Here is a 21,316-nt window from a genome sequence, read left to right as displayed (position 1 = left end):
ATTTTTACACCCAATCTCAATTGTTTTTGATAAAAGGGGCCCTTGACAAGGCAATCGTGAACCTGGAGCAGGCCGTGGCGCTCGATCCGGAGACGCCCTTTCTGCGGGTCGAACTTTCCCGCCTTTATCTCCGGCAGAAAAAGGACCAAAAGGCACTGTCGCTCTTGGAAGGGGTCTTGAAGGAACACCCTGAAAATGTTCCGGCTCTAATTCTCAAGGGCGATATCCACCAAGAACTGGCGCAGCATGAGAAAGCCGCCGATGCATATGAAAAGACGCTCGCGATCGACCCGCAGGAGGAAAGGGTGTACCTGATGCTGGGCGGCATATACATGGACGCCGGCGATTACGCTGCGGCCCGAAGGGTCTATTCAAAACTGATGGAATATTTCCCGCGATCCTATGCGGGCAGGTTTTTTCTGGGTAAAATCAACGTACTGGAAGGCAACCTGCCGGAAGCCGAGACGCAATTCGAAAAAGCCCTGGCGCTGGAACCGAAACTCGAGGAAGCCCGCATGGAATTGCTGAAAATATATCAGCAACATGGGGACCGGCAGAAAGTGCTCCGGATGTATCGGGAAATAGTGGCCCAAAATCCGGACAACGTCGAAGCCGCCATGGAGATGGCGTTGTTTTATCATGCCGACGGTGACTCGCAGGAAAGCGAACGGATTCTAAGCCTTTTGGGGGAGAAAAGCCTCCGGTCACCTGAAATTCTGAGAGAAGTTGTTCGCGGGTACCTGGATCCTAAAAAATATGACGACGCCGTGGTGATTTTGGAGGGAATGCTGAAGGGCGCTGAGGGAAGCAGTGACCTCAGCTATCTGGCCGGTGTGGCCTATGACGGTCAGGGAAAGGCGGATCAGGCCCTCCGCCACCTGGCAAACGTGAAAGAGGACTCCCGGTTTTATGAAAACGCCGTGGTTCACATCACCGCCATCTACCAGGAAGAGGGCCGAATAGACCAGGCCATCGGATTCTTGGAGCCGATCACGCGGCAGCACCCGGAAAACATCGAATACCTGCTGTATCTCGGCTCCCTGTACGAAGAGAAGGAAGCGTACGACAAGGCGGAAGCGATCCTGCGCCAGGGGCTTGCCAAAGACCCCGACAGCGTCCGCATGCGGTTTCGCCTCGGGGTGGTGTACGACAAATGGCAGCGCAAAGAGGATTCCATTCGGGAAATGAAACGGGTAATCGAACTGGATCCTGAAAACGCCAGTGCGCTCAATTATCTCGGCTACACCTACGCGGACCTCGGCATCCATTTGGAGGAGGCGGAACGGCTGATAAAAGAAGCCCTGAAACAAAAACCCGAAGACGGGTACATCACCGACAGCCTGGGGTGGGTCTATTTTAAAATGGGACGCTTCGAAGACGCCCTGACGTATCTTCAGCGGGCGGTGGAGCTTACGCAGGACGATCCCATCATCCTGGAGCACGTGGGAGACGCCTACCGGCAGATGGGCGATACGGACAATGCCCTGAAATATTACAGGCTTTCCATCGACAAAGGCAACAGCGAGCGCGAAAACGTGGAAAAAAAGATCGAGACGCTCCTTAAAGACAGCGGCCGCTAATCGGCGACCGGTTGCCGCAATGCCGGGAAAAGAGGGATGCCCTTCCCACTGAGCCGAACCGGAACATCATGATGTCAACCCCTATACCTCGCCGTTTCAACATCCCGCTAGCGCTGCAGCCGGCCCTGTTTCTGATTGTTTTATCGCTTTTTATCAACGGATGCGCTGCGGTGAAGCAAAGGCCGGGTGTCGTGCAGGGGGCACCGGAGGCGGCCGCCCTTCTCGATAAACTGCAGCGGAAAAACGCCACGCTGCTGTCATTCAAAGGCAGCGGCCGCATGCACTTGAGCGACGAAAAAGGCGAGCAAACGGCAAGGATCCTCTGGGCCGCTTCCGGGAATGAAAAAATACGCATCGAGCTCATCGGGCCCGCCGGGCGACCCTCCCTGAGCTTTTCATATGACGGTGAACGGATCTATTTGATTTCACATGCGGAAAACCGCTTTTACACAAAGGCGCAGAAGAATGCCAGCCTCGAAAAATTGACGTCCATACCCGTCAAGGTGAGCACAGCCCTCGATCTGTTGGCCGGCAGACTGCCTAAAGAGAGGTACAGCGTTTCGACTTTCGGAAATGAAGACCGGCAGGGGCAGAGATGCCTTGTTTTAAAAAGGCGTGACAGGGGAAAGGGGTATGACAGGGTCTGTGTCGAGGTCGAATCCGACGCCATAAGTACATTTGAATCCTTCGACGCCGACGGGCGCCTCGAATACCGGGTTGAATGTACCGCCGTGCGCCGGATTTCCGGTTTTCTGATTCCGGAGGAACTGTCGTTCTGCAACGGAGAAGCCGCGTGTATGCAGATCACGGTCAAGAAGGTCTGGCCGAACGCGCCGGTGGCCGACCGTTTGTTTGTGCTGAAGAAACCAAAATAAAATTTCAATTCGATTGGTATAACGAGATGTTATTGGTTGTTAGAGAATATGTTAACTGAAAACAATCAGGTAGGAGGATGAAATTTTATTTTGAGAAAGGTAATTGCCCTGGAGTCACGGCTGAAAAAATGCAGGCGGGTGGCCACGTTGGGGGTGCGGCCTAACTTCAGCGATTATTCCGAGCAGGAAAAAGCGCTGATTCGCGATGCGGAAAAGGTGTATTACCCGACACGGCTTTACGCCGAGCTTCTGGCCGCCGCCGGCAAAGCAATTTTTCCAAGCATTTATAATTATTTGTTTTCTCAAGATAAAATTAAACAATCGGCTCTGTTTGCCTTGTTGGACATTCCCCATCCGAAGACAAGGGTATTTTACGGCCGGCGCCAAAAAGAGAAAATCCTGGACCACTTCAGCTATCCCTTTGTGGCCAAAAAGGCCAGGGGGTCGGCCATGGGGCGTGATGTCTTCCTGATCCGTACCGCCGTAGAGCTCGAAGGGTATCTGGAAACGCACTCGCCGGCGTATATCCAGGATTACCTGCCGGTCGACCGGGACATACGCGTCGTCGTTATCGGCCGCGGCATTGTCCATGCATACTGGCGGGTGGCCGCCGAGGGGGAGTTCCGCAGCAATGTGGCGCAAGGGGCAAGGGTGGCGTTCGATCCCGTCCCGCAGGAGGCTCTCGATTTGGCGCTTCGAACCGCCGCGGCATGCGGCTGGAACGATGTCGGCCTCGACATTTGCCTGTGTGAGGGGACCTATTACGTGCTCGAAGGGAACATGAAATACGGCAAGGAGGGATTCCGCGCTGCCGGTATGGATTTTTATGACATCATGGACCGGATGATCGAAAATGGCGACATATAAAAATTCAGATTCGCAGGGTTAAGCGTAATCCGTATTGGTGGGTAATAAGGGGCGATCAACCTGTCCATTTGGATAGGGTCCAAGGGGGCCAACAGCTCATAGGTCATAGCTGATAGCATGCCATGAGCTATGATATCAGCTATGAACTCATTCCCGGGATCCTGAGCGGGGGTGGATTCATACCTACGCGTCTACCGGAAGCGCCTTTCATATGATGGAAATTCAAGATATTATCAAGGAATTGGATGGGTTGGAACGACAGCGGCTCTCCCGCTTTGCCACGCCCAGCGGGCAGGGCATCCGTCGAAAACCGCAGAAAACAGCCGGCGAAGACGACTATCGGCAGTCGTTCAGCCTGGATGTGGATCGCATCCTGCATTCCCAGGCTTACACCCGTTACATCGACAAAACCCAGGTGTTTTCCCTGATAAAAAACGATCACATCACCCACCGGGTGCTGCATGTGCAACTGGTCTCCAAGATTGCCAGAACCATCGGCCGATTCCTGAGGTTGAACGAAGACCTGATCGAGGCGATCGCCCTCGGACACGATATCGGGCACACCCCCTTCGGTCACGACGGGGAACGTTTCCTGACCGACATCTGTCATGAGCATGGCATCGGTCACTTTCATCACAACGTGCAGAGCGTGCAGTTTCTCGACCGGGTCGAACGCGGCGGCGAGGGATGGAATCTGTGCTTGCAAACCCTGGACGGCATCCTCTGCCATGACGGCGAAATACATAATCAATCACTTGAACCAATAAAAGATAAGAACTTTGAAAAACTTGATAAAGATATATTGAAAATGAAGCGAAATTCCGTCTTGAAACTCATTCCCATGACCCTGGAGGGCTGTGTCGTACGGATAGCCGATACCATCAGCTACATCGGCAGGGATATCGAAGATGCCATTCGCCTGAACATCATCAGGCGCGGGGATCTGCCGGGAACCAGTGTCGAGCGGCTGGGCGACACCAACGGCACCATCGTTTTCAATCTGGTGACTGACGTCATCCAGCACAGCATCGGCCGCAACCGCATATCCTTCAGCACCGACGTATCCGATGCGCTGCAATTGCTGAAACAGTTCAATCTCGAGCAGATTTATCTGAATCCGAAAACGAAAAAAGAATCGAAAAAAATTAAAGCCCTCTTCGAATACCTTTTCGAACGGTTTTTAAAGGACCTTGAACGCCAAAACATAAATTCCGTTATATTTCAGGGATTTCTAAATGGAAAAAGTGATGATTATCTTAACGGTCACAAGCGGGAGGAGATTGTAAGGGATTTCATTGCCGGCATGACCGACCGGTTTTTCCTGCGTCAGGCGCCTGCACACATGCGACCGCATCTCGTCGACTACCATTAACCCCCAACCCGGATAAACTGGAAAGGATAAAGATCATTTATCACGAAAACACGATAGTGCAAAAACACGAAAAAGACCCTGAAAATTTTCGTGCGCTGTCATGAAGAGAAACGGCACATATCAGGAAAGAAACTACCGGAACCAGGTGCATGGCGGAAGGATGCCCGCCGCCTTTCGCGTCGTGGTCAAGGAAACCGATCTCTTCGTGCGGGCCGAAGCGAACCTTGCGGACATAACCCGTGAACTCGTACTGCAGCATCGGGGATACCTGGAGGCGTACATACGGCAGCATCGGCTTTTCAGTACCACCCTGTCGCCGTGGACCGTCCAGGGGCCCGCTCCAGGGATCGTCAGAGAGATGGCCCGGGCGGGGCAGGCGGCAGGTGTGGGGCCCATGGCTGCCGTTGCCGGGGCGATAGCCGAACATGTGGGGCGCGACCTTTTGTCTCACACGAGCGAGGTCATCGTGGAGAATGGCGGCGATCTGTTTATCAAAGCGAGCCAACCGGTGACCGTGGGCATTTTCGCCAATCAGTCCCCGCTGAGCCTGCGCACCGGCCTGCGTATCGAGGCCGGCAGCAACCCGGTTGCGGTCTGCACGTCGTCAGGCACCGTGGGGCACTCCCTGAGCCTTGGCAGGGCGGACGCCGTCTGCGTCGTTTCCTCCTCCTGTTCGCTGGCGGATGCCGTCGCAACGTCGGTGGGGAACCGGATCCAAAAAGCGGGAGATATAGGGGCCGGGATCGAAATAGGTAGCAATATCAAGGGAGTAGAAGGATTAGTTGTTATCGTCGCCGATAAAATCGGTATGTGGGGTAACATCGAAATCGTGCCGCTGCAGGAAAAAAAGGGTTGAGTTTTAGACGCTAAAAGGGTAAAAAACCGATTTCACAAAGGCCTTTCCGGACACGTGGGTCGAAGGCACCTGGTATGGGAGGCATATCCTCCACACGTACAACAGAGCGGCAAAACAAAATAGACCGCTTGCGGGGGTTAAAACCGGAGCTGAGCTGAGCGTTTCAATTTCAAGGCGGAGAAAAAAACATGCATACCATGTGGGCTCCCTGGAGGATGGAATACATCCTTTCTGAAAAGGACGGCGGATGTGTATTCTGCGATGCGCTTGACAAGCATGATGAACTGACGCTTTACAAGGGGAAGACGACCTTGGTCGTCATGAACAAATTTCCTTACATCAATGCACATCTCTTGGCTGCCCCTGTCCGCCATGTGTCCGCCCTGGACCAGCTGAGCATCGATGAATGCAGAGACCTGCTGCTGACCGTCGAACTTTCGGTCGCCATCCTGAAACAGAAAATGAAACCCGAAGGGTTCAATGTCGGGCTGAATCTGGGCCGGGTGGCGGGCGCCGGCGTCGAGGAGCACCTGCATTTTCACATTGTTCCGCGGTGGTCGGGCGACGTGAATGCCCTCACTGTTTTTGCCGATGTGCGGGTCATACCCGAACATTTGCAGCAGACGTACAACAACTTGAAACCGTTTTTCGGCGAGTTGGAGGCTGAAATAGCGTTATCCAGATAAGTGTTGCCGTTGGAACGCTTGCTTCGAATAAAAGTACTTTTTGAAAGGAATTGGGGAGGAACATTACATGAAAAATGCCAAGATTGCTTTCTGGGTAATCCTTTTCGCTTTCATCGGACTCATTCTTTTCCAGAACAGGGAGTTCTATCTGTCACCGCAAAGCCTTGGCATAGATCTCATGTTCTTCCAATACCGTACCCCTGAAATTCCCAATGCCATTGTTTTTATGGGATTTTTCTTTGTGGGGTTGCTTATCGCCTATTTTTTCAGTCTGGTCGAACGGTTCAATTCCCGCAAAACCATAAAAGGCCTGAACGATAGCCTGCGTGCCGCCGAGAAAATGCTGGATGCACTCAAGATGGAAAACGAGGCATTGAAAAACGCCGACACGGCGACTCAGGCACCACCGGAAACCGTTAAGGCTTCCGATGAGCGGCCGGTCGACGAAGCGGACGCGAAGCAGAAAGAATCAGATGCTTCATGACTCCCGTCAAGCCCACCCCCATGATTCAGCAGTATCTCTCCGTCAAGGAGGAATACCCTGATGCGCTTCTATTCTACCGGATGGGGGACTTCTATGAAATGTTTTTCGAGGATGCGGAAAAAGCCGCCCGCCTCCTCAACATCACCCTGACGTCGAGAAACAAAAACGACGACGCACCGGTCCCCATGTGCGGGGTGCCTTTCAAAGCCGCCAAAACCTACATATCCAAGCTCATTGCCGGCGGTCACAAGGTGGCCATCTGCGACCAGGTGGAGGACCCCGCCCAGGCTAAAGGACTGGTGAAGCGGGAGGTCACCCGTGTGGTGACACCGGGCACCGTCCTCGAAGATGAATTGCTGGACGCGAAATCGCCCAACTACCTCATGGCCATGGAGATCCGCAGCAGCCTGACCGGACTCGCCTGCCTGGACATAACCACCGGAAAATTCAGGGTTACCGAAACGATGCGCTTTTCCGATGCGCTGGAAGAGGCGCTACGGATTTCACCCAGTGAAATTTTGCTGTCAGGAGACATGAAATCCCATTCGCTTTTTCCCGGCATGCAGGCGAAATTGGAGAGGACCTACCTTACCTTTCTCGATGCCGGGGATTTTGCGTTTTCCGGTGCGCGGCAGCGGCTGCTGGACCTGTTCAAGACGCTTTCCCTGGAGGGGTTCGGGTGCGACAGGATGAAGGCCGGTGTGTGCGCTGCCGGCGCTCTGATTGCCTATGTGCGGGAAACACAGAAACAAACCCTGGCGCACATACAGAATCTGGAAACCTATGTGCTGGGGCAATACCTGCTTTTCGACGAGCGCTCCTATCAGAACCTGGAGATAGAGCGCAATCTCAGGGACAACGGGTCCCGCGGCACCCTGCTGGGCGTGATGGATAAGACCCTGACGGCCATGGGGGGACGCCAACTGAGAGAATGGGTGCGCTATCCGCTTGTCGATCCGGCAAAAATCGGCTTGCGCCACGATGCGGTCCAGGAGTCCTTGGACAATCCCCAAACCCTGCATGCCCTCAGAGATCGTCTGAAAACCGTACAGGATTTGGAGCGGCTGCAGGGAAAAATTACTCTGGGCCACGCCAACGCACGCGATTTGACCGCCCTGAAGAGATCCCTGCAGGCCCTTCCGGAGATAACGGCGCTGCTGGGCGGCATGACCAGCGAGGTTTTTTCCCCCGATATCGACATGCACGCTCTGGGTGGCCTGGCGGATCTGATCGAAGCATCCATCCGCGATGACGCGCCGCCGACCATACAGGAAGGCGGGATCATCAAGCCCGGATACAACCCCGAGTTGGATGAGTTGATTCAAATCAGCCGTGACGGCAAGGGGTGGCTGGTGAAGCTCGAGGTGCGCGAGCGGGAGAAGACGGGCATCACTGCCCTGAAAGTCAGGTACAACAAGGTTTTCGGGTATTTTCTGGAGGTGCCTAAAGCACGTCTGGAGCAGGTGCCCGGCCATTATGTTCGCAAGCAGACGCTGGTCAATGCAGAACGTTACATCACGGATGAATTGAAAGACTTCGAGTCCAAGGTGCTGGGGGCCGAGGAGCGGCGGGCTGCCTTGGAGTACCGGCTGTTTCAGGACGTGCGGCAACGCATCGTGCGGCAAAAGGATGCCATCCAGGCCGCAGCCCGGTTTCTGGCACGCATAGACTGTTGCACCGCCCTGGCGACGGTTGCCGGCGAAAACGACTATTCACGGCCCGAAATGAATACCCGCGGCGTCATCCGTATCGATGACGGTCGGCATCCCGTGGTGGAGAAGATGATTACCGGGGAACGGTTTGTTCCCAACGGCGTCCTTTTGGACGATGAACAGCAGGTGCTGATCATCACCGGACCGAATATGGCCGGCAAATCGACTATTTTGAGACAGGTGGCCCTTACCGTCCTGATGGCGCAGGCCGGCTCCTTCGTGCCGGCGCGGTTTGCTTCGCTGGGAATAACGGACCGTATATTCACGCGCGTGGGAGCGCTGGACAACCTTTCCCAGGGACACAGCACTTTTTTGGTGGAAATGCAGGAAACGGCCAACATCCTCAACAATGCCACGGGCAACAGCCTGGTCATCATGGATGAGATCGGCCGGGGAACCAGCACCTATGACGGTTTGAGTATTGCCTGGGCCGTGGCCGAATACCTGCATGACCTGCACGACAAAGGCGTCAAAACCCTGTTTGCCACGCATTATCATGAACTGACCGAATTGGCGGACGTGAAGGCGCGCGTGCGGAATTTCAACATCGCCGTCAAGGAATGGAACGACGAAATAATCTTTCTTCGTAAACTCGTAGAGGGGGGGACCAATCGCAGTTACGGCATTCAGGTGGCCCGGTTGGCAGGGGTTCCTTCCAAAGTGATTGCCAGGGCCAAGGAAATATTGAACCGCATTGAAAATCAGGATGGTCAACCGGCCGGAAAACGCAGCCGGGACGGCAAGAGCGGCGTCGGTGAGCAACTGCAGGAGCAGCTCAGCCTGTTCGCACCGCCTGAAGCGGAGATCATAAAAAAAATCAAGCGGCTCGACATCAGCACCATGACACCGATCGAGGCGCTGAACCTCTTGCACGCCTTGAAAGAAGAGGCGGGTTCCTCTGTATGATGGCAAAAGTGTCTGAAAACATATCGCAGCTGTCGAAAGCCCGTTCGCCCCTGTCTTTGGCTGTCCGATTGCGACGGGTACAGACGATCGTCTGGGTGCTGGCTGTTTTTGCTTACCTCTGCTTTGCGCCAGGGGAGGCCAACGCCTTGACGCCCAAGGAGCAATATTACAAAGCCAAGGACCGGTATGCCCACCTTTTGAAAAATGCCGCTCATCAGAAAAGAAGGGACAAATGGCTGGCATGCATCGACAGTTTTGAAAAGGTCTACCGGATGGACCCCAATGGGCCGTGGGCGGCGGCCGGCATGTTCAAGTCGGCTGAGCTGTACTACGAACTGTACAGGCGATCGGGAAGAAAGGCCTATCGCAACGAGGCGTTAGACCGGTTCGAGCGCATCACCAAACGCTACCCCGATAGCCGGTATCGTCCGAAATCAGAGGCAAAGATTACCGCCATCGGCACCGACAAAAAAACCGCGACCGTCAAAAAGACGACCTCCCTGCAGGGAACACGCTACGGGAAGGCGGAGGCCTGCTACAACAAGCTGATGGATTCGCCGAAGAAACAGCGGTACAGGGACCAGTGGATGGCGTGCATCGAAACGTTCGATGCCGCCTTTCGGGCCGACAGCGAGGGCGCCTATGCAGACGCCTGCCTCTATTACATCGGCGAACTGTACCGCGGGCTCCACCGATGGTCCCATCTTCGGGCAGATAGTCAGAAGGCCGTCGAACATTTCCAGAACACGATACGGTGGTATCCCCAAAGCGTCTATGCCGGGAAAGCGGAATCCAGATTAAAATCCCTTCACGCTGAAAGCGGTGGGTCGCAAACGGCTCCAAATGCCGGCCGATCGGATGCCATTGCCGCCATGATCGATGACGGCGCAGCGGACCTGAAGACGCCGGTTGCGGCATCTCCTGCCAATGACGGCAGGGTAACCGTGGTGGAAGGACTGCGTTCGTGGTCGAATCCGGGGTACACCCGCATCGTCATCGATGCGGATCGGGAAACCAGCTTCAACCACCACGTTTTAAAACCCGACCCCTCCCTGAAAAAGCCGCCGCGCCTGTATGTGGATCTGATGAACAGCGTGCTCAAAAAGGGTTTCGAAACATCCGTTCCCATCAACGATCACCTGTTGAGCAGGGTGCGGGCGGGTCAGTACCGGCCGGACGCAGTACGGGTGGTCATCGACATAAAATCTTATAAATATTATAAAATATTCAAACTTTCCAACCCTTTTAGGATCGTAGTGGATGTTCGTGGAGAGGATACGCCCACCGGTGGTGATGAGGGCAAGGCTGTGGTCCGCGAATCCGGCGGGGGGAAAATCGGTCCCGGTGAGTTGGCCAGGCAGCTGTCCCTGGGAGTGAAGCGGATCGTCATCGATCCGGGGCACGGCGGCAAAGACTACGGTGCCCCGGGATATTACAAGGGGGTACACGAAAAATACATCGTCCTGTCGATAGCCAAAAAGCTGAAGAAAAAGATTGAGCGCGAACTCAATTGCGAAGTTTTTCTGACGCGCAACACCGACCGCTATTTAACCCTGGAAGAAAGAACCGCCATTGCCAATACCAAAAATGCCGATCTTTTCATTTCCATTCACACCAATTCCGCCAGGGACCGCAGGGCGCACGGTATCGAGACCTATTTCCTCAATCTCGCCACCGATGATGAATCCATACGCGTGGCCGCCTATGAAAACCAGACCTCGACGAAAAACATCAGCGACCTCGAAACGATTCTCAACGACCTCATGCAGAACGCTAAGATTCATGAGTCCAGCCGGCTGGCAAGCAATGTGCAGTCTTCACTCAACGCCCACATGCGAAAATCCTACAAGCGGATTAATAACAAAGGCGTCAAGCAGGCGCCGTTCTATGTTCTTTTGGGTGCGCAGATGCCGGCCATTCTGGTGGAAACGTCGTTTATCAGCAACGCCAGAGAGTGCAAGCGACTGACAACGGACCAGTATCAGGACCATCTGTGCGACGCCATTATCAAGGGCATACGAAAATATATCGAAGACATCAATCCGACCGCACGGTACTGGCAGGATGCGCGGACTGGGAGCAGTGGATGATACGTACGTTGAGCGTTTCAAATCAGGTGACAGATATCGGCCTTTAGAACATGCAGCCCCTGCAGGGTGAAATCAGTGCCTGGGCCCTCGGGGGCCGGGCACCTATTCAGAGAGGAGAAAAAACAATGGCTTATGAAAACATCATTTTTGAAACTGAGGAGAACATTGCCTTCATCACTTTCAACCGCCCTAAGGCCTTGAACGCCCTGAACAGTGCCCTGATTGGCGAATTGTCGGATGCCTTGGACAAGGTGGCCGCCGATGATTCCCTCAAGGTGCTCATTCTTACCGGGGCCGGGGACAGGGCTTTCGTAGCCGGCGCCGATATCAACGAAATTGCCAAATGCAATGCGCTGACGGGAAAGCTGTTCGCGGAAAAAGGCCAGCAAGCCATTTTCAAGCTGGAGTCTCTTTCCATACCGGTCATCGCGGCGGTTAACGGGTTTGCCCTCGGCGGCGGCAGTGAGGTGGCGCTGGCGTGCGACTTCATTTACGCATCGGAGAACGCCAAGTTCGGCTTTCCGGAAATCACGCTGGGCATCATCCCCGGTTTCGGAGGAACCCAGAGAATGCCCAGGCTTGTCGGGCGGAACGCCGCCAAGGAAATCATTTTTACCGGAAAGATGATATCGGCGGTGGAAGCGCAAGCGATGGGACTCGTCAACCGGGTCTGCCCTCCGGAAGAATTAAAAAGTCAGGTCATGGAAACGGCTAAAACCATTGCAGCCAAGGGTAGTGTCTCTCTGCGCGCCGCCAAACAGGCTGTCAACCGCGGCCTGAACGTCGACATCGTCAGGGGGTGCCAGATAGAGGTGGACGCGTTCGCCCTGTGCATGACCAGCCCGGATGCCAAGGAAGGCACGACGGCGTTTCTGGAAAAAAGAAAGGCCGCGTTCAAGGGAACGCTGACCGAATAACGGGAAAAGGGGTCGAGGTTTTTCAGGGTTCAGGGGGCAAGTGAGACAGAGATGCGCTCATAGCTGACAGGTAACAGCTCATTGCTCGCTATCAGCTATGGGCCATACGCTTTTCCCCACGCGACCCCTCGGCTCCAGGATCCCACTATAATGCATTGACACAACTTGTATATTTGCAGTATAAAACTGGAAGTTGTGCATCTTTTTTAAACCCTTTTGTAAACGCTATGCCTGATAACAAGCGAACCATACAGCTGGTATGGGGGGTGTTGCTGCTGTTGATGGGAATCGGTGTGTTTTACAGGATTCCCCAAGTGATGCCCGATATAGAAAAGATCGAGCAATTCTCATCCATGACCGTATACATCCGATTCTGTTTCTATCTGATCGGTGTCCTTCTCATTGGGGGGGGATGTAAAAAAGTGTACACCCACCTTAAAAGCCAAAAAAGACAACCGTGATCGAACCTTGGAGCGACGCCAGGGTAAAGGCGACGGGTATAATTCATGCTTAACGAATCTGATACATCCGGCAACGATGTCCAGAACCTGAAAACCGAGGTTGAATACCGGACCAATCTCCAGAAAATCGGCAATAAACTGAATTCCGCAACCAATCTCGACGAGATGCTTATCGATCTCCACGATGAGATCATCTCTTTGTTCAATGCCGAACGGATGACCGTTTACGTGGTCGACGGGGTTAGACGCGAGCTGGTATCCCGTTTCAAATCCGGCAATGAAGTGGGGGAGATACGCATCCCCGTGTCTCCGGCCAGCATTGCGGGTTATTCGGCCTTCAAGCAGAAGCCGATCAACATCAGGAATGTATACGACGAGGATGAGGTGTCGGCCGTCGACAAGGTCCTGCAGTTCGACAGCAGCTGGGATTTGAAAACCGGCTTCAAAACGAAGCAGGTTATGGCGCACCCCATCATTTTTCAGAAATATCTTTTAGGCGTGATTCAGCTCATCAACAACAAGCAGGATGCCCCGTTCAATGAAATGGACGAACGTTCGCTGGCGGAGCTGGCCAAGATATTCGGCATTGCCCTTTACAACCAGAAAAGGATTGCCACGGGAAAGGCTACTAAATTCGACCACCTGCTGGAAAATCACCTGGTTACCCAGAAGGAGCTGAACAAGGCGGCGATCGACGCCAGAAAACAGAAAAAGCCGGTTACCGACATCCTGATGAAGGAGCTCAAGATTTCAAAAAAGGAGATCGGCAAATCCTTGGGGAAATTTTACAAGCTTCCCTTCATCGAGTACAATTCCAGCTGGCCGATTCCCGTCGATCTCATAACCGGACTCAAGGTGCCGTTCATGCGCAACAATCTGTTCGTCCCCCTGCGCATGGAAGGCGACAAAATTCTGATCGCCATCGACAACCCCAACGATCTGCAACGCATCGACCAGATCAAGGTGCTTTTCCCGGGGCGCGGCATCCAGTTTTGTGTGGTACTGAAGGACGACATCCTGGAATTTATCAAACTGTTTACAACCGATGAAAAACAGATGGGAGAGATCGACGAGATTCTTTCCCAGCTTCAGGATGAGGCCGAGGAGATCGAGGAGGCCGAGCAGGCCCTCGGAGAGGAAGACAGCGCCGTCGTGCAGCTGGTAAACAAAATTATCATGGACGCGTACCAGCGAGGGGCGTCCGACATTCACATTGAACCCTATCCCGGGAAGCAGAACACCGAGGTTCGTGTGCGCATCGACGGTGCCTGTACCATCTATTCCACGATTCCCTTTAGTTATAAAAACGCCGTGGTTTCACGCATCAAGATCATGTCGGATCTGGACATCGCCGAGCGTAGAAAACCGCAGGACGGTAAGATCAATTTCAAGAAATACGGCGGCAAAGATATTGAACTGCGTGTTGCCACCGTCCCCACGCAGGGAGGGGTGGAAGATATCGTCATGCGTATTCTGGCCGCCGGCGAGCCGATACCGCTGAACAAGATGGGGTTTTCCGACAGGAACTTTGCCAACTTCATCGATATGGTAACGAAACCTTACGGCATTATCTTTGTCTGTGGGCCCACCGGATCCGGTAAAACCACCACGCTGCACTCGGCGCTTGGTTACATCAACAAGACCGAGACAAAAATATGGACGGCCGAGGACCCGGTTGAAATCACCCAGCGCGGACTGCGGCAGGTTCAGGTCAAACCCAAAATCGGGTTCGATTTTGCGGCGGCCATGCGTTCCTTTCTCAGGGCTGACCCGGACGTGATCATGGTCGGTGAAATGCGCGACAAGGAAACGACCTCCATCGGCATCGAGGCATCCCTGACCGGCCACCTTGTCTTTTCGACCCTGCACACCAACAGCGCGCCGGAAAGTATTACCCGGCTGCTGGACATGGGGATGGATCCCTTCAATTTTGCGGACGCCATCCTGGGTATTATGGCACAACGTCTGGTGCGTACGCTCTGCAAGGAGTGTAAGCAGTCTTACAGCCCGACGAAAGATGAATACAACGAGCTCGTGCGCGAATACGGTAAGGAAGCGTTTGAGAAGAATGTCGCCATTCCCTATGCGGAGGATCTGACGCTTTACAAACCGAAAGGGTGTGAGATCTGCAACAACACGGGGTATCGCGGCCGAATGGCCATCCATGAGCTTTTGACCGGCACCGATGAAATGAAAAAACTGATTCAGAATCAGGCGCCCATGGAGGAACTGCGGGACCAGGCCATTTTAGAAGGCATGACCACCTTGAAGCAGGACGGTATCGAAAAAATATTTAAGGGCCATTGCGACCTCCTGCAAGTCAGGAAGGTCTGCATCAAATAGTAAAACCGCTGCGCGCTTTTACGGAACGCGGCTTCGCCGCTATTATTAATTGATTGTAGCTAATATAAGGTTTTTTCTACAGCCTCAAACTTGCGCAGTTGTCCCTCGTAGTAGCGCTTGTCGCCGGTAGCCAAGGAAAGGGCCTTGCGTTCGCTAAGGATCGCTTTCCGGACAAATCCGTTGACAAAATAGCTTTCCGCCAGCGTGTCCAATATGTAGGGCGCCTGCTCCAGTGTCGCCGCTTTTTCAGCCAGCTGCAGGGAACGGCCGGGATTACGCATGCCGACATCCTCGGCGGTTGCATACAGCCAGGCAAGATTGTTGAGGGCGCGTACATTGCCGGGCGAGATGGTCAGGGCGTGTTCATAGGCTCTCCCGGCCCGGGAAAGATTTCCTTTGTGGTAATACAGATCGCCCAACATGGTGTAAAGGTCGGCATTGCCGGGCGCTTTTTCCAGTTCCTGCAGGATTATTTTTTCGTAAAAATGGCTGTCCAACCGTTTGCCTGCCTCGCCGAAACTGATCTGATACCCCATGATCCCCAGGATAAAAATTCCCACCGCATAGACAAGGAGGGACCGCCGGACTTTCAGGTTGTGGCGGGCAATCCACGAGCGATCCAGAATGCAGCGCTTCAGGTAGTCCGTGCGCTCCTTTATGCTGAAATGATGCCAGTTGGGCTTGTCGGACGGTTGTCCACTGGCAGCGGCGATTTTTTGGAGCGTCGTAACGAGAGGGACCGCCGTGCCGAGAAGGTCGAACACGTAAATATCCGCCTGCCGTTCAAAATTGCGCATGAAGTAACCGAAGACATAGCGGAAATAGAGCAGAAAGGCCAGGATGATGAAGATGCTGAAGGTGGCCGGCATGACGACGGTTTGATCCATTCCAGCCCGCTGTAGCCAAACGATGAATGGCTTCGCATAGATCGACGCATAGATGACGAGGTCGAACAGCGTATAAGATATAAACATATAGCCTGCAAAAAACAGGAGGTAGAGCAGGAGGTGCTTCCTTTTCACGTGTCCGATTTCGTGGGCGACGACGGCATCTATCTCTTCGGGGGAAAGATGCGCCAGGAGGGCGTCGGTGACGAGGATGTAGCGAAACCGTTTGACCAGCCCCATGACGCCGGCCGTGATTATCCTGCCTTCGAATATGGGCCACATCAGAATGTTTTTATATCCCAGGCGTGCGTTGCGGCACAGCGTTTCGATTCGTGTGCGGTGGATGCCGGGCTGAAGGGGCCTGCACTGCCAGAATTGTTGGATGATCGCCGGACCAAAAAGGGCGGCCGCCAGCAGGAACAACAGAAAATAGGCGATTTCTCCCTGGGGGGTTGCAAGCATCTGTTTGGGGGCGTCAAAGGGCAGGGCGTAGATCAGGTCGCTGACCAGTGAAAGCAAAAACCAGGGCAGCAGGATAGGAACCGCGAACATGAGGTTTGACATCACGTAAGCCCTGCAAGAGATACTCGACCGGTAGAGCCTGCGGTAAAGCCGGTGGGCCATGGCCCACACCAGCGCCATGTGTCCCATGAACAACAGGAGGAAAACAACCGCTTCGAGCGTCGGCACCATTTTAAGCGGCTTGACTATGGACGTGTAGTAGGAAAGGTTCAGGCCGTAGACATCCACGGCGAAGACAACGATAGCCATGATGGTCTGGCGTCGCAGCAAGGCGTCGAATTTGTGACCGACCCGGTCGGGAGGCATCCTTACGGAAACACTCTCGAGTCTGCGAAACTGTGCGCCCGTGATCAGGGCGAAACCCAAGGTCAGGCATGCAAAATAGATGAGGGTTTGCAGGAGGGGGAAATTGGCTTCATCCCCGGGGCGGTAGGTCGTGTAAATCAGCAGAACGACAATGAAATAAATGAAATTTCCGTACATAATAAATAAATTTTCATGTCTGATGCGGCACTGCTCGACACAAAACAGGCTTGCTGTAAATCATTGGGGAACGCGTCCGTCATCAAGAAATGAAAATTTATTTATAGTAGCGTTCCTTTTCGCTGTAGATGCACCCGCAGTATGGCTGGCGGTACATGTTGCGCTCTTTGGAGACGGCTATCCCTTCCTTCCATCCCTCCCGAAAATCGTGGTAGAAAAAGGGGACGCCGACTTCCCTGCCCACCGATTCACCCATTTCTTTTATGGCGGCGTGTTTTTGGAATTTGCTGTACAGAAGCGTGCTCGTGAAGGTGTCGAATTTCCCCTTGCGGGCGATGTGGGCCGCGGCTTTGAGACGATCGTGATAACAGTAGCTGCAGCGGTCCTTTTCACGAAAAACGACGCTGCGAATGAATCCCTCCATGTCATAGTCCTGTTGATAAACCACCCGCAGGTCTTCAAAGGCGGCAAAGTCCTTGAGGGTCGTTTCCCTGCGCATACACTCCGTATAGGGGTGGATGTTGTGCCGGTAGAAAAAGCCCATGACCTCAAAACCGTTGTTCCGCAGGGTTTTCAGCGGATAAATAGCGCAAGGCGCGCAGCAGATGTGCAGCAGCACCTTCAATTTCTTTCTCCGAAAATGGCTGTTCCGATGCGTACTAGGGTTGCTCCTTCACGGATAGCGGCTTCAAAGTCCCCGGTCATGCCCATGGAGAGATCATCGAGAGAGACGTTTTCGATATGTTCCGCGTCGATCCGGTCGCGAAGTTCGCGCAGGGCCTTGAAATAGGGCCTGACTTTTTCCGGGGCGTTGAAATAGGGCGGCATGGTCATAAGACCCTTGACGGCAATGTGTTCAAGTCCGCTGATATCACGGATCACGCTCAAGGCGTCATCGGCCCGTATGCCGGACTTGCTGGCTTCTCCGGCAATATTGACTTGAATGAGAATATCTTGAATTTTATTTATTTTTTTTGCCTGTTTGTCGATTTCCCGGGCGAGTTTCACCGAATCCACCGAATGGATCAGATCGAAGATGTTGACGACGTATTTGGCCTTGTTGCTCTGCAGATGCCCGATGAAATGCCAGGATACGGGCAGGGTATAGAGATCATTGAATTTTTCCCTGGCCTCCTGAACATAGTTTTCGCCCAGGACCGTTACCCCCGCTTCGACCGCCTGCACCAGTTTTTCCCTGGGCATGGTTTTGCTGACGGCCACGAGGTGCACGTCATTCGTGTTTCGTCCGCACGCCTCCGCGGCGCGCTGTATTCTCTTTCGAACCATTTCCAGGCGATCTTTTATCATTGCCGTCTCCTGTTTTTATCGTTTTCTGCCAGGTGGAGCGTTTCTGATAGCATTGCCGGCGTCCACCGTCCGTCCGACCCCGGTCGGATAATCCCTTCGCGCTCCAACCGGTCGATAATTTCGCAAACCGGTAACCCCACCACGTTGGTGTAGGATCCCTCGATCGCTTTCACCAGAAAGGTACCCAACCCTTGTATCGCATATGCGCCGGCCTTGTCAAAAGGTTCGCCGGTATCGAGATACCACTCGATTTCCTCAGTTTTCAAAGGTTTGAAGCGCACCTCGGTTTTAACGGCGTCGGTAATGCAGTTTTCCGAGGCCCGGTGGACCAGGGCATACCCCGTTATCACCTGGTGCGTTCGCCCGCTCAGCCGTCGCAGCATGCCGCGGGCGTCCTCTCTGGAACGGGGTTTGCCCAGAATAACGCCATCGACACACACGATGGTGTCGGCGCCGATGATCCAGGCGTCAGGATGCAGGGCCGCTATGGCTTCGGCTTTTGCGCGTGCAAGCGTCCGCACATATCTTTCCGGTCTGCACGGGGGCACGCTGTCTTCATCGAAATCGGACTGGACGACGGCAAAAGAGAGGCCCGCCTGTTCGAGCAGGCTTTTTCGTCGCGGCGACCGCGAGGCCAGAATGAGGTACGGGGTGTTTTCATTATGCATCATGGGAATAACGGTGTAACAGATGGCCGGGGCAAGCGCAACAGCCGGGTTGGTTTCAAGGCGGGTTACTTGCGTTCATTGGGTTAGAGGGTTTTTTGCGTTGACTGGGTTAGCAGCTTTGTTGGGTCAGCGAGCAACTCAATAGACACAATAAACTCAATGAGCACGCCAACTCAACATACACATCAACACAATGAACAAAATACCGCCTGCCCTGTTAGGGAGCCCCCCGCATGCAGCGTCTTTGCCGGCAGACAGTTTTTTGCCGGACTTGACAATCAGAGTGATTGTGGATACATGAAAGCCGAACCTTGGTTGAGGCTGACGTTGACTCTCTTCATGAGCCACCGGCTCAACTTAAGACATAAAAATAAAGAATAACCTGCTGATATAACAATATTGCCCGGGTGGCGGAACTGGTAGACGCAAGGGACTTAAAATCCCTCGGTCCTAAGAGGCTGTACGAGTTCAATTCTCGTCCCGGGCACCATTTTTATCCACCTAAGCCGGCTCAGGATCCAGCTAATAAGGGGGGGCGTGGGGCCGCCCCCTCTCAGGATTGGACGCTTTTCTAATGGACATCGTCGTCAAACTTATCAAGTTCGTACCGCCGTTTATCGCCGCCCTGATTCTGGGGCACTGGTTTTTTAAAGAACTGCAAAAGGCGCGTGCCATGCAAAAACCATGGTATGCCCCCTACCTTACAACGCCCGCCATTCTGATCGTGATCATTCTCGCCGCCCTGATTGCCGTTAGGATCTTTGTCTTTTGAAAATCGAAATCGGCAAACAGCTGAAGCTCAGCCAGCTGCCACCCGACATGCGTGACGAGCTCGTCGAACAGCTCACCATGATCAACCCCAAATGGCTCGAAAACGAACGCATGGGCCGTTGGAACCGCAACACACCGAAGATGTTGAGGCTTTACAGCAAGTGGAAGGACTGCCTGTGGATCCCGCGCGGTTACATGCGCCAATTGATGCTGATGTGTAGAAAAAAAGGCACCGTCCCCGACATCGAAGACCGCCGCCGGGAGCTGCCTGACACCGAGTTTGGTTTCAAGGGCACCTTGAAGGATTTCCAGGAGGATGCGGTAAACCGGATGCTGAGCAGGGATTTCGGGACGCTCAGCGCGCCCACCGGCAGCGGCAAAACCGTCATGGCGCTCTACATGATAGCCCGCCGAAAGCAGCCCACCCTCGTCGTCGTTCACACCAAGGAACTGGCCTTTCAGTGGATCGAAGCCATCGCCCGATTTTTGGATATCGGGGAAAACGAAGTGGGGCTCATCGGTTCCGGGAAGATGACGGTGGGCGACAGGATCACGGTGGCTCTGGTTCAGTCGCTGTACCGGCGTGCGGACGAGGTTTTTCAAAGCATCGGGCACCTCGTTGTCGACGAGTGCCACCGGGCGCCCAGCCGAACGTTCACGGAGGCAGTGACGGAGTTCGATTCGCGCTACATGCTCGGTCTCTCCGCTACACCGTGGAGAAGGGACAAGTTGTCCAAGTTGATATTCTGGCACCTGGGGGATGTCCACTGGGAAATCGACAAGTCGCGTCTCGTCGATGAAGGCCATATCTTAGGGGCCGAGGTGATGATCAGGGAAACCCGTTTCGAGCCCTATCACGACCCCGTTCAGCATTACAGCAAGATGCTCATGGAACTCGCCATGGATGACGAACGGAACCGGATGATCGCCGCCGATGTGGCCGCAGAGGCGGAAAAGGGGCGGGGCGTCAGCCTGGTTTTGTCGGACCGCAAGAAACACTGTGAAACCCTGCAGGCGCTGCTGAAATTCAACCATAAGCTGGATGCCGAGCTGTTGACCGGCGACTTGAGCAATGAAGAACGCAAGGGGGTGCTGCAGCGGCTGAACAGAGGGGAGATCCGGGTGCTGATCGCCACGGGGCAGCTGGTGGGCGAGGGGTTCGACTGCAAAGCCCTGTCGACCCTTTTTCTGGCGACCCCCATTCGTTTCAGTGGAAGGCTTATTCAATACCTTGGCAGGGTTCTAAGACCCGGACACGGCAAGGAAAAAGCCAGGGTGTTCGATTATGTGGACGCCCGGGTGGATATTTTGAAGAAGGCGGCGGTCCAGCGCCAACGGGTGTATTCGGATGCAGCGGTCCGAGACCTGTGAAAAAACGCTCGCTTGCGCCCCTTTTAATGACGTTTTGATATTTGAACCGAGATAGCGAGCGCATTCCCTGCAGCTTGCCGCAGGGTAAGCGAGCGAATCATAATTGACAGAATTCCCTGCGGTGAAGATTTTCCTTAGGCTTGCTGCGGGGCGTGTT

At 54.1% G+C, this 21,316-nt stretch carries 18 protein-coding genes and 1 tRNA gene; 15 read left to right on the top strand and 4 right to left on the bottom strand.

What is annotated here, in order from left to right:
* The first annotated feature begins 56 nt into the window (after positions 1-56).
* The 12 genes from LJE94_09425 (at position 57) to LJE94_09370 (ending at position 15,149) form a co-directional block, all read left to right on the top strand.
* Positions 57-1,580, top strand: a complete 1,524-nt coding sequence (locus LJE94_09425; GenBank protein MCG6910327.1) for a tetratricopeptide repeat protein — start codon at positions 57-59, stop codon at positions 1,578-1,580.
* 68 nt (positions 1,581-1,648) lie between these two features.
* Positions 1,649-2,455 carry a DUF4292 domain-containing protein gene (locus LJE94_09420; GenBank protein ID MCG6910326.1) on the top strand — a complete coding sequence of 269 codons (807 nt, stop codon included), beginning with the start codon at positions 1,649-1,651 and terminating at the stop codon, positions 2,453-2,455.
* 90 nt (positions 2,456-2,545) lie between these two features.
* Entirely contained in the window at positions 2,546-3,322 is a 777-nt protein-coding gene (locus LJE94_09415) for a RimK family alpha-L-glutamate ligase (protein ID MCG6910325.1), read from the top strand.
* Between the two features lie 211 nt (positions 3,323-3,533).
* Positions 3,534-4,694, top strand: coding sequence for an HD domain-containing protein (locus tag LJE94_09410; protein MCG6910324.1), 1,161 nt, complete (start codon positions 3,534-3,536; stop codon positions 4,692-4,694).
* A gap of 100 nt (positions 4,695-4,794) precedes the next feature.
* Positions 4,795-5,550: a UPF0280 family protein gene (locus LJE94_09405; GenBank protein MCG6910323.1), complete on the top strand. Its 756-nt coding sequence runs from the start codon at positions 4,795-4,797 to the stop codon at positions 5,548-5,550.
* A 188-nt stretch (positions 5,551-5,738) separates the two neighbouring features.
* Positions 5,739-6,236: an HIT domain-containing protein gene (locus tag LJE94_09400; GenBank protein ID MCG6910322.1), complete on the top strand. Its 498-nt coding sequence runs from the start codon at positions 5,739-5,741 to the stop codon at positions 6,234-6,236.
* A 67-nt stretch (positions 6,237-6,303) separates the two neighbouring features.
* Positions 6,304-6,720: a lipopolysaccharide assembly protein LapA domain-containing protein gene (locus tag LJE94_09395; protein MCG6910321.1), complete on the top strand. Its 417-nt coding sequence runs from the start codon at positions 6,304-6,306 to the stop codon at positions 6,718-6,720.
* Complete coding sequence (gene mutS, locus LJE94_09390) at positions 6,717-9,338, top strand: DNA mismatch repair protein MutS (GenBank protein ID MCG6910320.1); 2,622 nt, start codon at positions 6,717-6,719, stop codon at positions 9,336-9,338. Before LJE94_09395 ends, mutS begins: the two co-directional genes overlap by 4 nt.
* Positions 9,335-11,428, top strand: a complete 2,094-nt coding sequence (locus LJE94_09385; GenBank protein ID MCG6910319.1) for an N-acetylmuramoyl-L-alanine amidase — start codon at positions 9,335-9,337, stop codon at positions 11,426-11,428. Before mutS ends, LJE94_09385 begins: the two co-directional genes overlap by 4 nt.
* 125 nt (positions 11,429-11,553) lie before the next feature.
* Positions 11,554-12,345 (top strand): enoyl-CoA hydratase/isomerase family protein, encoded by a 792-nt coding sequence (locus LJE94_09380; protein MCG6910318.1) that lies wholly within the window; start codon positions 11,554-11,556, stop codon positions 12,343-12,345.
* A 227-nt stretch (positions 12,346-12,572) separates the two neighbouring features.
* A complete protein-coding gene (locus tag LJE94_09375) occupies positions 12,573-12,806 on the top strand; it encodes a hypothetical protein (protein ID MCG6910317.1) in 234 nt (77 codons plus the stop codon).
* Positions 12,807-12,851: 45 nt separating this feature from the next.
* A complete protein-coding gene (locus tag LJE94_09370) occupies positions 12,852-15,149 on the top strand; it encodes a GspE/PulE family protein (GenBank protein MCG6910316.1) in 2,298 nt (765 codons plus the stop codon).
* Between the two features lie 59 nt (positions 15,150-15,208).
* Here LJE94_09370 and LJE94_09365 read toward each other — a convergent pair whose 3' ends face one another.
* The 4 genes from LJE94_09365 to LJE94_09350 all read right to left on the bottom strand — a co-directional run bounded on the left by LJE94_09365 (position 15,209) and on the right by LJE94_09350 (position 19,020).
* The gene (locus LJE94_09365) at positions 15,209-17,041 is read right to left on the bottom strand and encodes a M48 family metalloprotease (GenBank protein ID MCG6910315.1); all 1,833 of its coding nucleotides are present in this window, start codon (positions 17,039-17,041) and stop codon (positions 15,209-15,211) included.
* Between the two features lie 97 nt (positions 17,042-17,138).
* Positions 17,139-17,666 (bottom strand): epoxyqueuosine reductase QueH, encoded by a 528-nt coding sequence (locus LJE94_09360; GenBank protein ID MCG6910314.1) that lies wholly within the window; start codon positions 17,664-17,666, stop codon positions 17,139-17,141.
* Positions 17,663-18,349, bottom strand: coding sequence for a YggS family pyridoxal phosphate-dependent enzyme (locus LJE94_09355; GenBank protein ID MCG6910313.1), 687 nt, complete (start codon positions 18,347-18,349; stop codon positions 17,663-17,665). The genes LJE94_09360 and LJE94_09355 overlap by 4 nt, the downstream gene beginning before the upstream one ends.
* A complete protein-coding gene (locus LJE94_09350) occupies positions 18,346-19,020 on the bottom strand; it encodes a Maf family protein (protein MCG6910312.1) in 675 nt (224 codons plus the stop codon). The genes LJE94_09355 and LJE94_09350 overlap by 4 nt, the downstream gene beginning before the upstream one ends.
* A gap of 398 nt (positions 19,021-19,418) precedes the next feature.
* On the opposite strand from LJE94_09350, the gene LJE94_09345 reads away from it, so the two are divergent.
* From LJE94_09345 to LJE94_09335, 3 genes are all read left to right on the top strand, one after another.
* Positions 19,419-19,507: transfer RNA gene (locus LJE94_09345), tRNA-Leu, on the top strand.
* An 84-nt stretch (positions 19,508-19,591) separates the two neighbouring features.
* Complete coding sequence (locus LJE94_09340) at positions 19,592-19,789, top strand: hypothetical protein (protein ID MCG6910311.1); 198 nt, start codon at positions 19,592-19,594, stop codon at positions 19,787-19,789.
* Positions 19,786-21,159, top strand: a complete 1,374-nt coding sequence (locus LJE94_09335) for a DEAD/DEAH box helicase (GenBank protein ID MCG6910310.1) — start codon at positions 19,786-19,788, stop codon at positions 21,157-21,159. Before LJE94_09340 ends, LJE94_09335 begins: the two co-directional genes overlap by 4 nt.
* The last annotated feature ends 157 nt before the right edge of the window (positions 21,160-21,316 follow it).

Source organism: Deltaproteobacteria bacterium (assembly GCA_022340465.1).
In the GTDB taxonomy this organism is placed as follows: domain Bacteria; phylum Desulfobacterota; class Desulfobacteria; order Desulfobacterales; family B30-G6; genus JAJDNW01.
This window is presented reverse-complemented; position numbering and strand designations above follow the sequence as displayed.